We start from the raw sequence: 12,639 nt of genomic DNA on the forward strand, positions 1-12,639 counted from the left end.
ATTATGAGTAAAACACTTACATCCACCCAGTTTCAACTACCTAATCAGGTTGATTTTTATAAAGGTAAAGTAAGAGAAGTATACACGCTTTCCAATGATAAAATTGTAATAGTAGCCACAGATAGGCTTAGTGCCTTTGATGTAGTTTTGCCTCAGGGCATTCCTTATAAAGGTCAAATTCTTAATGAAATTGCTTCTGAAATGCTTAAGGCGACAGAAGATATTGTTCCGAATTGGCTTAGGGCAGTTCCAGATCCTAATGTAAGTGTGGGTGTGAAATGCGAACCCTTCAAAGTGGAAATGGTAGTCAGGAATTATCTGGTTGGTCATGTGGCCAGAGAGTACTCAGCTGGGAAACGAGAGCTTTGCGGAGTGAAACTTAAAGAAGGATTGAAACTCAACGGTAAGTTTGATCACCCAATTATAACGCCAACTACCAAAGCAGATCAGGGTGACCATGATCAAGATATATCTAAAGAAGACATACTAAGTCAAGGCATTGTAAGCAAAGAAGACTACGAAGTTTTAGAAGACTATTCACTTAAGTTATTTCAAAGGGGAACCGAACTTGCTGAAAAAAGAGATTTACTTTTAGTAGATACCAAATACGAATTTGGTAAAACACCAGAGGGCCAGATTGTAGTCATAGATGAAATACATACCCCGGATTCTTCTCGCTACTTTTATAAAGATGGTTACGAGCAAAGACAGACAAAAGGCGAAAAGCAAAAGCAATTGTCCAAAGAATTTGTAAGAGAGTGGCTCATGGAGAATGGTTTTCAAGGTAAAGACGGTCAAAAAATCCCAGAACTTACTCCAGAAGTTGTGTCTTCCATAAGCGAACGATACATAGAACTTTACGAAAAAATTACTGGTAAAGCATTTGAAAAAGCGGATGTTATTTCTATCAAAACAAGAATTTTAAACAACATCAAAGGCTATTTGAAGCCTTAATTTTTTCTCATTTCCGCTTGTCGCATTGGCATTCGATCTACAACATTAAAAATTTGTTGAGGTTGGATAAAATCTGTAAAGGTTTGTTTTATGCTTTTATCTAAACCTATAAGGTATGTTTTTGAATTTAAGGTTGCTGTGTAATCAGTCTTATTATCATTTAGAAATTTTTTGCTTTTTTTACTAGGGTTGATGACTGGATCAATTTTACCATCGATGATTGTATAAACTGCTAGTCTTCTTTTCTCCAGTTCCATCGAGTTTTTTTCCAACAAATCAATTTGATTTTGAATTTCCGGATTATGTTCTGAAGATACAATTACTAAGATTCTTCTATCATTAAACCCTTGTGGAATTGACATTAAACTAAAAAGTAAAATTGATAAAGCTAACTTCATAATCCATTTTGTTTTTGATTTATAATTTCAGCAAGTAGCTTTTTTGCTCTCAGCAGTCTCACTTTTACATTGGTAATGGGTTGCTCGGTTCGAACTGCAATTTCCTTATAGCTCATTTCACCAAAGAATCTCAACTCAATCACTTCTCTGTAATGAGGTTGTAATTCTTTAATTTGCCTTAATAGATTACTAAGATTCTGTTCTTTAATTATTTTATCTTCTACTGTAGGCTCTACATCTGCTATTTGCGATACACCAAAAGTCTCTATTTCAGAGGTTTTGAGTTTCTGTTTACGCGTCAGATCGATGTGAATATTTTTGGATATCGTTATGAGCCAGGTTTTGAATTTAAAGCTATCCTCATAAGTTTCTATTTTATCAAAAGCTCTCGCAAAAGTTTGTACCGTAACCTCCTCAGCTTCATAATCATCTCTAGTGCGTTTCAACTGAAACCTGTAAACATCATCCCAAAAATAATTTAAAAGAGCTCTAAATGCTTTCTGATCAGATTGTTTTGCTTTGTTAACAAGTTCTTGTACGTCAGGTTTTACTGCCACGTTTTTTGTTTTTGAAATTTACCTTGTATGCCTAAGCTTAATTGCAAAATAAGCAAACATGCTTCTAAGATAGGCCAAAGCAGCAAAACATGCTTGGAAACTTTTAGAACTCTCGCATAACTTATAATTGAAAGACTTTTAACAATTAAAGCAACAAATAAAATCATTAATACTGTTTCCGAATACTGACTAAAAGCTAAAATCAAGAAACTGATCCAAAATACTAACTGAGAAAAATGGTAAGTTCCAAGGAATAATTGACTCTTAGTGTTATAATGAACTGCAGTAGAATAGTGCCTTAACTTTTGTTTCCACCAAGCGATCCAGGATATTTTAGCCTGGCTTAGAACAAAACTTTCAGGCTTTAAACACACCGTAATTTGTGATTTATCTTCAATATTTTGAATTAATAGATCATCATCACCAGAAGTTAACTGCTTTTCATTGTCGAAGTTTTCACTTTTTAAAAATAAGTCTTTCGAGTACATCACATTTCTGCCAACACTCATGTAAGCCTTGTTTTTAATAGCCTGAGTTAAATACAGTCCTGCGGTTTGTAGGGTTTCAAATTGAATAATTAAATTCAAAAACGAATAATGAAGGTTGTAAGGAGAATATCCAAGAACACAAGTTTTTGATTCTGAAAGTTGATTAACCATACTAGAAATCCATTCTTTTGAAGCTGGTCTGCAATCAGCATCCGTCAATAGTAGCAAGTCATATTTTGAATCTAAGACTCCTTGTTTTAAAGCGTTGCGCTTGGAGTTTGAAGATTCTGCTTTAGACTTTGTCAATCTTAAATTAGCAAATTGTTTTTGAAATTCCTGTACGACTTCCGAAGTAGAATCAATAGAATTATCATCTACTATAAGAACTTCAAATTGATTATAATCTTGTTTTAAAACAGATAGTAAGTTTTTAGATAGATTTAATGCCTCGTTTTTTGCACATATAATGATGCTTACAGGCATTGATTGATTTTCTCTGCCTGAAGAAGAATTATGACGTTTAAATAATCTAAAGGCAATTTTGAATTGCTGAACTAAAATGTAGAGGGTTGAAATCAAAAATAAGAAGAATATGAATTTCAACCATTGAAAGTTTAAATTTCTATTTAGCTTTTTCTAAGCCACCACAATCTGTTTGCTGGTCTGGCATTTTACCACAATAACTGCAAGATTCACCGCTTTTATTTAAAAAAGGACTTTGACTTGCGCATGTTCCTGAAAACTTTCCGTCTTTTTTACCCCAGATTTTTATAGCTATACCAGCTACTGCTAATCCTAAAAGTACAATTGATATAAGTAGTAATTTCATACTGCAAATTTAATAAAAGTCAAACTTATTGAAAGTGAAATGGGATATTATCTCGGTTTTTTAACTTAATACTGAATTATGATATTCAAAAAATGTTCACCTCAGTTTCTAAGTTGATGTTGAATTTCTTTTCGACTTCTTTTTTAACAAGTTCTGCCAACTCATGAACTTCCTTACCACTTGCATTACCGTAATTGACCAATACTAATGCTTGTTTGGAATGAACGCCTGCATCTCCTTTTCTAAAACCTTTTAAGCCTGTTTTTTCTATCAACCAGCCAGCAGGAATTTTGACAGAGCTTTCATTAATCTTATAGAAAGGTACATCTGGGATACTTTTTTGAATATCTTCTAAAACTGAAAATTTAACTATGGGATTTTTGAAAAAACTTCCACTATTTCCAATTTGACTTGGATCTGGAAGCTTGGATTGTCTTATGGCAATTATAGCTTTTGAAACATCCTGAATGGTAGGTGATGAGATCTTTTTAGCTTCCAATTCATTTTGAATGGAACCATAGTCAATGTGAAGCTTATGATTCTTCTTGGTTAATTTAAAAACCACACTTGTAATGATGTATTGGTTTTTAAACTTGGTTTTAAAGACTGAATCTCTATATCCAAATTGGCAATCTTTCGTGTAAAATCTTTTTTTGTTGAGGGTTTGCCTGTTGATGGTTTCACAATAAGACATTGTATCTTTCAATTCAACACCGTAAGCACCTATATTTTGAATTGGTGAAGTTCCTACATTACCCGGTATTAGCGAAAGATTTTCTAAACCTCCGTAACCTTGTTGCAAACAATATAGAACAAAATTATGCCAGTTTTCTCCAGCATCAGCTTTTAAAAGAACTTGATGTTCATCTTCTTCTACAACTTCAATTCCTTTTAAGTTGATATGCAGGACAGTTTTATTAATGTCTTGGGTGAGAAGCATATTACTGCCTCCACCCAAAACAAATAATTCTGAAGCATAAAAACGTCTCAATATTTCTATAAGCTCTTCTTCACTTTCAATTGAGATGAACTGATGAGCATTTACATCAATACCAAAAGTGTTGTAAGACTTTAGAGAAACATCTTTATTAAGCTCCATTTATCTACTGGTATAAGCTTGGAGTGCCATTTTCAAAATTGAAACTGCTTTAAGTAAATTTTGTTTTTCAAGAACATAAGCAATTCTGATTTGATTAAGGCCAGTTCCAGGTGTCGAGTAAAATCCAGCTGCAGGTGCTACCATTACAGTTTCTCCGTTCACATCAAATTCTGAAAGCATCCATTTTGCAAAATCTTCTGTATCTTCTACAGGAAGTTCCACAACACAGTAAAAAGCACCTTTAGGTTTTGCTACGTTCACTCCATCAATTGCCTCTAAGGCTTCAATAAGAGTATTACGACGATCTGTATACTCTTTATTAACTTCTAGAAAATAATCTTTTGTTGTATCTAAAGCAGCTTCACTTGCGATTTGGGCGAAAGTAGGAGGACTCAACCTTGCTTGTGCAAACTTCAGCGCTGTAGCCATCAGTTCTTTATTTCTGGAGACCATGCATCCAATACGCGCTCCACACATGCTGTAACGTTTGGAAACAGAATCTACCATAATAGCATGCTCTTTCAACTCTGGTAATCCCATAATTGAATGATGTTCCACACCATCATAAACAAATTCCCTATACACTTCATCTGCTACCAAAAATAAATCGTGCTTTAGAGCTAAATCTGCTAATTTCTGAATCTCCTCTTTCGTGTATAAATATCCGGTTGGATTACCAGGGTTACAAATGATAATCGCTTTGGTTCTCTCTGTGATTTGCTCTTCAAATTCACTGATGGGAGGTAGGGCGAAATTATTTTCAAAATGAGATTCTACAGGTTTTACGGTTACTCCGGAAGCAACTGCAAATCCATTGTAATTTGCATAAAAAGGTTCCGGGATAATCACTTCATCCCCAGGATCTGTTATACTCCCCATAGTAAAAAGGAGTGCCTCAGAGCCACCTGTAGTTACGATAAGATCTTCGGCATCAATGTCAATGCCATTATTGACATAATACTTGGCTAGTTTCTTTTTATAAGACTCAAACCCTGAAGATGGACTATAAGATAATATATCCAGATCGTTATTTTTAACGGCATCTAGGGCAACTTGTGGAGTTGCAATATCCGGTTGACCAATATTTAAAAAATATATCTTTTTTCCTTCTTCAACTGCTTTATCAGCAAAAGGGGCCAATTTTCTAATTGGAGATTGAGGCATTTCAAGTCCTTTAAAGGATAATTTAGGCATAATTTAATTTTTTACAAATGTGGTGATTTTAAATAGTAACTGCAAGATTCACAATGTTCAAAACCGTCTAAAAAAGATTTAAAGAGTTACTAAAAATATTTTTAAAGCTTTATTTCACATTATCTTTGAAGCCCATGAATAAATTGAAAAATAGAGCGATTATTTTCTTGATTTTTGCAGTTTGCATTTGTAGTCAACTTCGCTCTCAAGATGAATTCAAATTTGATGATCAAGACAAAAGGGCTGTAACTTTAAAGTTTAAGTCTTTGAATAATTTGATCATTCTTTCAGCATCTTTAAATGGTGAATCGATCAATTTTCTCGTAGATACAGGCGTTAATAAAACAAAGGTTTTTGCTCAAGTGAAAGATTCTACAGTTTTGGAGGGTGCTGAGTTTATATCGCTTAGAAGCCTTGGTAGTTCAGAACCTGTGAAGGCATACAAAACCACAGATAATAAGATTGATTTTGGACCACTTTACGGAGATAATCAAGAAGTCTATTATATCACAGATCCAAGATATGATCTTGCTAGTAAGTTAGGTATAAATGTACAAGGGATTATTGGCTATGACTTTTTAAAGCATTTTATATTCAGATTAAACTACAATCGAAACAGTTTAAGAATTTATCAGCATAAAAAATTCAATCGAAAGTTAAGACGATTTGATAAGCTGGAATTTCGGACTATTCGTAATAAGCCGCATTTGAAATTACCAGTAAAGTTTTTGGACGGCTCAAATAAAGAATTAGTTTTTTTACTTGATACCGGTTCGGGTGATGCATTTTGGATTTTTGAAAATGATGAAATCACTGCTCCAGAGCATTCTTTTGAAGATTATGTTGGATATGGACTGGAACTCGTTATAAGCGGCAAAAGATCTAAGCTAAAAACTGTGAACATAGGCGATTATGATTTAGAAATGCCAAGAGTTGCTTTCATAGATTCTACCTCAGCTGAGTTGTTTACGGCAGATCGATACAAAAATGGCATAATAGGTAGTGAAATATTGAGACGTTTCGTAATTTTTTTGGACTATAAGAATCGAGATATTTTTTTAAAACCAAGTGCTTCATTTAATGACAATTCCAATTATGACAGGAGCGGTTTGATTCTGTTGTTTGTTGGAGAAGAAATTACATCAGTAAAGACGCCAATTTTTGTCAGAGTCAATGAAGAAACAAATTACAGTAAAAAAAACACATCAATAGATTTTGATATTCGACTAGAAATATCAAAAATTCTTGAAGTCGTAAAAATAAGGCCAAATTCTCCTGCTTCAGAGATTGATATTCTTGAAGGTGATCGCATCCTAAAATTAGATGGAAAAAACGTGAATAGGATGAATCTAGAAGAAATAAATAACCTACTTAGAAGCGAACAAGGAAAGCGTATTAAAATCCAGCTTAAAAGGGGCAAAGCAATTTTGAAGAGAGAATTATTTTTAAGTTCTCAACTCAATTGACCACCGATAAGCTAATCCACTACTTTTCCAATAAGTTTAAGTGATATGGTATTGTTTTTATTTGATGTAAAAACACTCACAGTTTTCCGAATTGGACCTTTGCAGTCAGAATCGTATGTAATTGTAATAGCTCCCTTTTCGTTAGGAGCATAGCTTTTTACACTTAAAGAATCGATGACGATGCATCTATTTTCTCCGTGTACCTTTAAAATTTCAATAATTGATTCTGAGGTGTTGGTAAAATTGAACGTTGCTTTTGTGTTCGATTTTGAATTAATAATTCCAAAATCATGGCTGGTCGTTTTAAAGCTTAAGCCTATGTTTTCTTGGCTAAAAAACAACAAAGGCATAAACATTAACAATAGGAGGATTAGTTTTTTCATATAGTAAATATACTCAAGATTTTCTAAACACTAAATTCTTACCATATTTCAAATCTTAATTTTTTTAGTTTAGTGACTTATCAGTAATTTCGCCATTTAAAATTAAGCAATCGCATGTCAAGCAAACTTGAATACAATTCAAAAGAATCAGAACAAAAATGGTATTCTTACTGGGAAGAAAACAATTTCTTTCATTCTGAAGTAGATGAAAGAGAATCTTACTCTATAGTAATACCACCTCCAAATGTTACAGGTGTATTACACATGGGACATATGCTTAATAATACCATACAAGATGTACTTGTAAGGCGTGCGCGTTTGCTTGGGAAAAATGCGTGTTGGGTCCCAGGAACAGATCATGCGTCTATCGCTACAGAAGCTAAAGTTGTTGCAAAACTTAAAGCTGAAGGTATTTCAAAATCAGATCTTAGCAGGGAGGAATTTCTTAGCCATGCCTGGGACTGGACCAATGATTACGGAGGCAGGATTTTGAATCAGCTAAAAAAGCTGGGCGCTTCTTGTGACTGGGAAAGAACAAAATTTACGCTTGATAAGGATATGTATGAATCCGTGATTCAGTCTTTCATAGATCTACATAACAAAGGCTTGATATACAGAGGTTACCGGATGGTAAACTGGGATCCGGAAGCACAAACAACTCTTTCGGATGAGGAAGTTATATATGAAGAAAAACAAGGTAAGCTTTATTATGTGTCATATAGTTTAGAAAATTCTGAAGAAAAATTGACCATAGCCACTACTAGGCCAGAAACAATTTTTGGTGATTCTGCCATTTGTATCAATCCAAACGATGAAAGATTTACTCATCTTAAAGGGAAAAAAGCTGTAGTACCAATCGTAGGCAGAAGCATCCCAATTATTGAAGATGATTACGTGGACATAGAGTTTGGTACTGGTTGCTTAAAGGTCACTCCGGCTCATGATGAAAATGATAAAATTTTGGGTGAAAAGCATGACCTTGAGGTTTATGACATCTTTAATCCTGATGCTACTCTCAATAGTTTTGGTCTAAAATATGAAGGTCAAGACCGGTTTGAGGCCAGAAAGAATTTTATAAGTGATCTTGATAAACAAGGCTTCTTACTCAAGGTTGAAGATTATACCAATAAAGTTGGAACTTCTGAGAGGACCAAAGCTGTAATTGAACCTAGGCTATCTGACCAGTGGTTTCTCAAGATGAAAGACCTTGCTAAACCTGCAATTAAAGCAGTTCTTGAGTCCAATGATATAAAGTTACATCCTAAGAAGTTTGAGAATACTTACAAGCACTGGATGGAAAACATCAGAGATTGGAATATCTCCCGTCAATTGTGGTGGGGTCACCAAATTCCTGCGTACTTTTTTGGCGATGGTGAAAATGATTATGTGGTTGCCAAAACAAAAGAGGAGGCCTTAAAACTGGCTATTGAAAAATCTGGAAAGTCGTTAGGATTGAAGGATTTGAGACAAGATGAAGATGTTTTGGATACCTGGTTCTCTTCATGGCTTTGGCCTATGAGTGTATTTGATGGCATTCGAAACCCTGAAAATAAGGAGTTCAAATATTACTATCCTACCAATGATTTGGTCACAGGACCGGATATTTTATTTTTCTGGGTTGCCCGTATGATCATGGCTGGCTACGAGTATACAGACCAAAAACCTTTTGAAAATGTATACCTCACTGGTTTGGTAAGAGATAAAAAAAGACAAAAGATGTCAAAGTCTCTTGGAAATTCTCCGGATGCCCTAGAACTAATTGACACTTATAGTGCCGATGGAGTAAGGGTAGGCTTACTTTTGAGTAATGCAGCTGGTAATGATTTGCTTTTTGACGAATCCTTATGTCAACAAGGGAAAGGCTTTGGTAATAAGATATGGAACGCCTTTAAATTGATCACTTCCTGGGAGGTTAGCGAAGAGATTGCGCAACCCGAATCTTCCAAAATTGCCATAGACTGGTATCAATCTGTTTTTCAATCTAAATTAAGAGAGCTAGAAGATCACTTTGGTAAATACAGAATTTCAGATGCACTCATGACCAGTTATAAGTTGGTTTGGGATGATTTCTGTTCATGGTTTTTAGAACTTATAAAGCCAGATTACAAGCAACCGATTGATAAATCAACTTTGGTCGATACAATTAAACTTTTTGAAGATAATCTGAAAATCTTACATCCGTTTATGCCATTTATTACTGAAGAAATATGGCATCAAATTGAAGAAAGAAATCCTAGTAACGCTCTTACTATATCATCCTGGCCTGTAGAAAAAGATTACAATGAAAAACTAATCACAGAATTTACTTTTGTTTCTGAAGTGGTCTCGGGAATAAGAACCATAAGAAAAGAAAAAAATATAGCTTTCAAGAATCAAATTGATTTAGTCGTTATCAATAATGAATCTGCTTCTGAAGATTTGGACCCTGTAATTTTGAAAATGGGTAATATAAAGAATCTATCCTATACGGATTCTCCAGTTGAGGGAAGTCTCACGTTTAGGATAAAATCGAATGAATACTTTATACCTGTTGAAGGCGCAATAGACATTGAAGCGGAGAAAGAAAAACTGAAAGAAGAATTAAAGTATTATCAGGGATTTTTAAAATCTGTAGAGAAAAAACTTTCTAATGAAAGATTTGTAAACAATGCCCCCGAAAAGGTTGTAAGTATTGAAAAGCAAAAGAAAGAAGATGCTTTAGCACAAATTCAAACCATAACAAAAAGCTTACAAAATCTGTAAAATAAATACAAAACAGTATAGAATAAAAAAGAGCGGCTTGATGAAGCCGCTCTTTTTTATTCCATTTGAAACTCATCACCCAAATGTTTCTTTGCCAGTTTGATGTACTTTATTTTAGACTCCCTTTCAGAGAATTTTTTTATTTGAAACATAGCATTTGCTTTGAAAGCATTAACGAGTTCCTCACCATCATTAACTGCATTTTGGTTGACTTTTAAATCTGAATCATTTTTTGCATGCTTATAGTAAGCATAGAAATAAAGCAATACATCTTGTGGAAATTTTTTATGAGTTTGGCTCACCTTGGAATAGGCTGCATCAAAAAGACGATCTATACTTTCTTCAGAACATTCTTCTAAATTCATTTAGGCCTTTTTAAAAATGACAGTCTTACCACCCTTTACAACATCATTTATTTTCACTGATACCTCAGCGTCTACAGGCAAGAATATATCAACTCTAGATCCAAACTTTATAAATCCAGAATCTTCGCCTTGTACTGCTGTTTGGCCCTCTTTCGCATAGTTGACAATTCGTCTTGCTACAGCTCCAGCTATTTGTCTGAAGAGTATATTTCCGAAGTTTTTGGTTTCTACTACAACAGTAGTCCTCTCGTTTTCTTCACTGGATTTAGGATGCCATGCTACCAGAAATTTTCCTGGATGGTATTTATTATACACAATTTTCCCGCCTATGGGGTAACGAGTAACGTGAACGTTTATTGGTGACATAAAGATAGAGACTTGTAGTCTCTCTTCATTGACAAATTCAGGTTCAAAAACCTTTTCTATGGTTACCACTTTACCATCTACAGGAGCTAAAATATGACCTTCGTTTTTTTCAATTTCTCGTTTTGGATTTCTGAAAAACTGAGCAACCAAAAAGAATAGAATAAACGATACTAAGAAAATCAAAATGATAAGCCATTGTTGACTTTCGTCTATAAGTAAATTGGATAAAAGATTTATGATGATTAAACCGATTAAACTAGAAACAAGAATTTTATAACCCTCTTTATGAAACATAATCTAAAAGTAAAATGAAAATAAAAACAAATGTACTAGAAAAAAGCATACTATCCATTCGGTCAAAGATACCCCCATGACCAGGCATGATTTTTCCACTATCTTTTACGTCTGCTTTTCTTTTGAATTTGGATTGCACTAGATCTCCAAGGGTCCCAAAGATGCTTACAATTACGGCAAGCATGATCCAAGCCCAAAGGGGAAGTAAATCGATATAGATAAAAATTAAATAGCTTATTATTATTGCTGCAATAGCTCCACCTAAGAAACCTTCAATTGTCTTTTTTGGAGAGATTCTTTCAAAAAGTTTTGTTTTTCCAAAATTTTTTCCAACTAAATATGCAAATGAATCGTTTGTCCATATCAAAACAAAAGTTCCCACAAGAACGTATTCGTAGTCTTCCTTGTAAACAGGTATCATAGTTAAAAATATTATCGACGGAACTATATAAAAGAGGGTAAGCAAATGCTTTCTCCCATCAAAAATAGGAATATCATGAAGCGTGTATAAATCCTTCAATAAGAAGATTTTCACAACCAGCGTCATTGCCAGGTAAGCAATAAGCAGCGGCAAATAAATTTCTGTAAAATTAAAATAATATAGAAGTACTATGAGGGAGATGTAAGAAATAATATTTCTAAACTTTAATAAGGTTTGAAATTCTCTCAAACATATAAAACCTACTATTGTAAAAAATAGAAGTAACAGATAGTGACTTAAAAAAGCAGTAGATACTATTATAATGATGTATAAAGCACCGGTAATGCTCCTTTTTAAAAGTTCAGACATTCGCTATAAATCTTCTAGAAGCAACAAATATAAATTTTTTGGTGTACTTCCGTAGTTCATGAAATCAGAATCTTTGTTTTCATCAAAAGTTTTAATTGTTGTAATATTTGTAGGAAGATTTCTATCGTGGCGTTTATTGATTTTTTGTAGTCCTTCACCTATAGTTTTGATGAGTTGACTTGTTTTAGCAATTACTATGAAGTTTAGAGGAAGATCTGATAGTTTTTTATCACCTAACTGGCTAGAGCTTACTAAAATAGCTCCGGTGTTTGATATTAAAAATTCACAGTTTGAAAGAAAAAAACATGCATTTAGGTTTTTATTGAATGTAAGATGCGTATGCTTAAAATCTTGACGTATGGATTCATTGCTGCAATACACCTCGCTATGATCCCATTCATTCTCTTTTAAAATCTCAGAAAAATTAAGTCTTAGTTCATTCTCATTCTCACAATACAAGAATTTGCCGCCATTTTTTTTGAAATTATGCATGAATTCTTCATCAACAGGTGTTTCCGGCTTAGGCATAAATTTGCCTATTTCGTTCCCATTTTCGTCGGTTACTTCTCCTGTATTTTCTATGCCAAAGAGGCGTTTCAAGAAGTTCATAAAAATTGCATAAATTTTACTCAAATATACGTAAGTTTTAAATATAAAAAAAACCTGAAATTGATTACATCAATATCAGGCTTTTTTAAAAAGTTTCACTATTGA

The 12,639-nt window shown here is 33.7% G+C and carries 14 protein-coding genes; 3 read left to right on the plus strand and 11 right to left on the minus strand.

Annotated elements, in window-relative coordinates:
- Window positions 1–3: 3 nt before the first annotated feature.
- Complete coding sequence (locus tag LB449_RS04520; protein ID WP_224453882.1) at window positions 4–954, plus strand: phosphoribosylaminoimidazolesuccinocarboxamide synthase; 951 nt, start codon at window positions 4–6, stop codon at window positions 952–954.
- Here the strand turns inward: LB449_RS04520 and LB449_RS04525 are convergent.
- From LB449_RS04525 to LB449_RS04550, 6 genes are all read right to left on the minus strand, one after another.
- Window positions 951–1,352 carry a DUF4174 domain-containing protein gene (locus tag LB449_RS04525; protein ID WP_224453883.1) on the minus strand — a complete coding sequence of 134 codons (402 nt, stop codon included), beginning with the start codon at window positions 1,350–1,352 and terminating at the stop codon, window positions 951–953. The genes LB449_RS04520 and LB449_RS04525 overlap by 4 nt on opposite strands.
- Window positions 1,349–1,909: an RNA polymerase sigma factor gene (locus tag LB449_RS04530; RefSeq protein ID WP_224453884.1), complete on the minus strand. Its 561-nt coding sequence runs from the start codon at window positions 1,907–1,909 to the stop codon at window positions 1,349–1,351. The genes LB449_RS04525 and LB449_RS04530 overlap by 4 nt, the downstream gene beginning before the upstream one ends.
- Entirely contained in the window at window positions 1,900–3,000 is a 1,101-nt protein-coding gene (locus LB449_RS04535) for a glycosyltransferase (RefSeq protein ID WP_224453885.1), read from the minus strand. The genes LB449_RS04530 and LB449_RS04535 overlap by 10 nt, the downstream gene beginning before the upstream one ends.
- Before the next feature lie 19 nt (window positions 3,001–3,019).
- Window positions 3,020–3,226 (minus strand): membrane or secreted protein, encoded by a 207-nt coding sequence (locus LB449_RS04540; protein ID WP_224453886.1) that lies wholly within the window; start codon window positions 3,224–3,226, stop codon window positions 3,020–3,022.
- Window positions 3,227–3,311: 85 nt separating this feature from the next.
- On the minus strand, window positions 3,312–4,325 hold the full coding sequence (gene murB, locus LB449_RS04545; RefSeq protein WP_224453887.1) for a UDP-N-acetylmuramate dehydrogenase: 1,014 nt from the start codon (window positions 4,323–4,325) through the stop codon (window positions 3,312–3,314).
- Complete coding sequence (locus tag LB449_RS04550) at window positions 4,326–5,519, minus strand: pyridoxal phosphate-dependent aminotransferase (protein ID WP_224453888.1); 1,194 nt, start codon at window positions 5,517–5,519, stop codon at window positions 4,326–4,328.
- 134 nt (window positions 5,520–5,653) lie between these two features.
- On the opposite strand from LB449_RS04550, the gene LB449_RS04555 reads away from it, so the two are divergent.
- Entirely contained in the window at window positions 5,654–6,985 is a 1,332-nt protein-coding gene (locus LB449_RS04555; protein WP_224453889.1) for an aspartyl protease family protein, read from the plus strand.
- A gap of 11 nt (window positions 6,986–6,996) precedes the next feature.
- Here LB449_RS04555 and LB449_RS04560 read toward each other — a convergent pair whose 3' ends face one another.
- Window positions 6,997–7,368, minus strand: coding sequence for a DUF1573 domain-containing protein (locus tag LB449_RS04560; RefSeq protein WP_224453890.1), 372 nt, complete (start codon window positions 7,366–7,368; stop codon window positions 6,997–6,999).
- 114 nt (window positions 7,369–7,482) lie between these two features.
- On the opposite strand from LB449_RS04560, the gene LB449_RS04565 reads away from it, so the two are divergent.
- Window positions 7,483–10,110, plus strand: a complete 2,628-nt coding sequence (locus tag LB449_RS04565; RefSeq protein WP_224453891.1) for a valine--tRNA ligase — start codon at window positions 7,483–7,485, stop codon at window positions 10,108–10,110.
- 56 nt (window positions 10,111–10,166) lie between these two features.
- Here LB449_RS04565 and LB449_RS04570 read toward each other — a convergent pair whose 3' ends face one another.
- The 4 genes from LB449_RS04570 to LB449_RS04585 are packed head-to-tail and all read right to left on the minus strand — an operon-like array spanning window position 10,167 to window position 12,534.
- On the minus strand, window positions 10,167–10,475 hold the full coding sequence (locus LB449_RS04570; RefSeq protein ID WP_224453892.1) for an acyl-CoA-binding protein: 309 nt from the start codon (window positions 10,473–10,475) through the stop codon (window positions 10,167–10,169).
- Window positions 10,476–11,135: a phosphatidylserine decarboxylase family protein gene (locus LB449_RS04575; RefSeq protein ID WP_224453893.1), complete on the minus strand. Its 660-nt coding sequence runs from the start codon at window positions 11,133–11,135 to the stop codon at window positions 10,476–10,478.
- Entirely contained in the window at window positions 11,125–11,925 is an 801-nt protein-coding gene (locus LB449_RS04580) for a phosphatidate cytidylyltransferase (RefSeq protein ID WP_224453894.1), read from the minus strand. The genes LB449_RS04575 and LB449_RS04580 overlap by 11 nt, the downstream gene beginning before the upstream one ends.
- 3 nt (window positions 11,926–11,928) lie before the next feature.
- Window positions 11,929–12,534 carry an LUD domain-containing protein gene (locus tag LB449_RS04585; protein WP_224453895.1) on the minus strand — a complete coding sequence of 202 codons (606 nt, stop codon included), beginning with the start codon at window positions 12,532–12,534 and terminating at the stop codon, window positions 11,929–11,931.
- Window positions 12,535–12,639: the final 105 nt, after the last annotated feature.

Origin of the sequence: Psychroflexus lacisalsi (assembly GCF_020164495.1) — a bacterium.
In the GTDB taxonomy this organism is placed as follows: Bacteria; Bacteroidota; Bacteroidia; order Flavobacteriales; family Flavobacteriaceae; genus Psychroflexus; species Psychroflexus lacisalsi.

Coding starts and splice junctions, on each gene's coding strand:
- LB449_RS04525 (WP_224453883.1), bottom strand. CDS start 1,352: ATGAAGTTAGCTTTATCAATTTTACTTTTTAGTTTAATGTCAATTCCA.
- LB449_RS04580 (WP_224453894.1), bottom strand. CDS start 11,925: ATGTCTGAACTTTTAAAAAGGAGCATTACCGGTGCTTTATACATCATT.
- LB449_RS04520 (WP_224453882.1), top strand. CDS start 4: ATGAGTAAAACACTTACATCCACCCAGTTTCAACTACCTAATCAGGTT.
- murB (WP_224453887.1), bottom strand. CDS start 4,325: ATGGAGCTTAATAAAGATGTTTCTCTAAAGTCTTACAACACTTTTGGT.
- LB449_RS04585 (WP_224453895.1), bottom strand. CDS start 12,534: ATGAACTTCTTGAAACGCCTCTTTGGCATAGAAAATACAGGAGAAGTA.
- LB449_RS04575 (WP_224453893.1), bottom strand. CDS start 11,135: ATGTTTCATAAAGAGGGTTATAAAATTCTTGTTTCTAGTTTAATCGGT.
- LB449_RS04560 (WP_224453890.1), bottom strand. CDS start 7,368: ATGAAAAAACTAATCCTCCTATTGTTAATGTTTATGCCTTTGTTGTTT.
- LB449_RS04565 (WP_224453891.1), top strand. CDS start 7,483: ATGTCAAGCAAACTTGAATACAATTCAAAAGAATCAGAACAAAAATGG.
- LB449_RS04540 (WP_224453886.1), bottom strand. CDS start 3,226: ATGAAATTACTACTTATATCAATTGTACTTTTAGGATTAGCAGTAGCT.
- LB449_RS04550 (WP_224453888.1), bottom strand. CDS start 5,519: ATGCCTAAATTATCCTTTAAAGGACTTGAAATGCCTCAATCTCCAATT.
- LB449_RS04555 (WP_224453889.1), top strand. CDS start 5,654: ATGAATAAATTGAAAAATAGAGCGATTATTTTCTTGATTTTTGCAGTT.
- LB449_RS04570 (WP_224453892.1), bottom strand. CDS start 10,475: ATGAATTTAGAAGAATGTTCTGAAGAAAGTATAGATCGTCTTTTTGAT.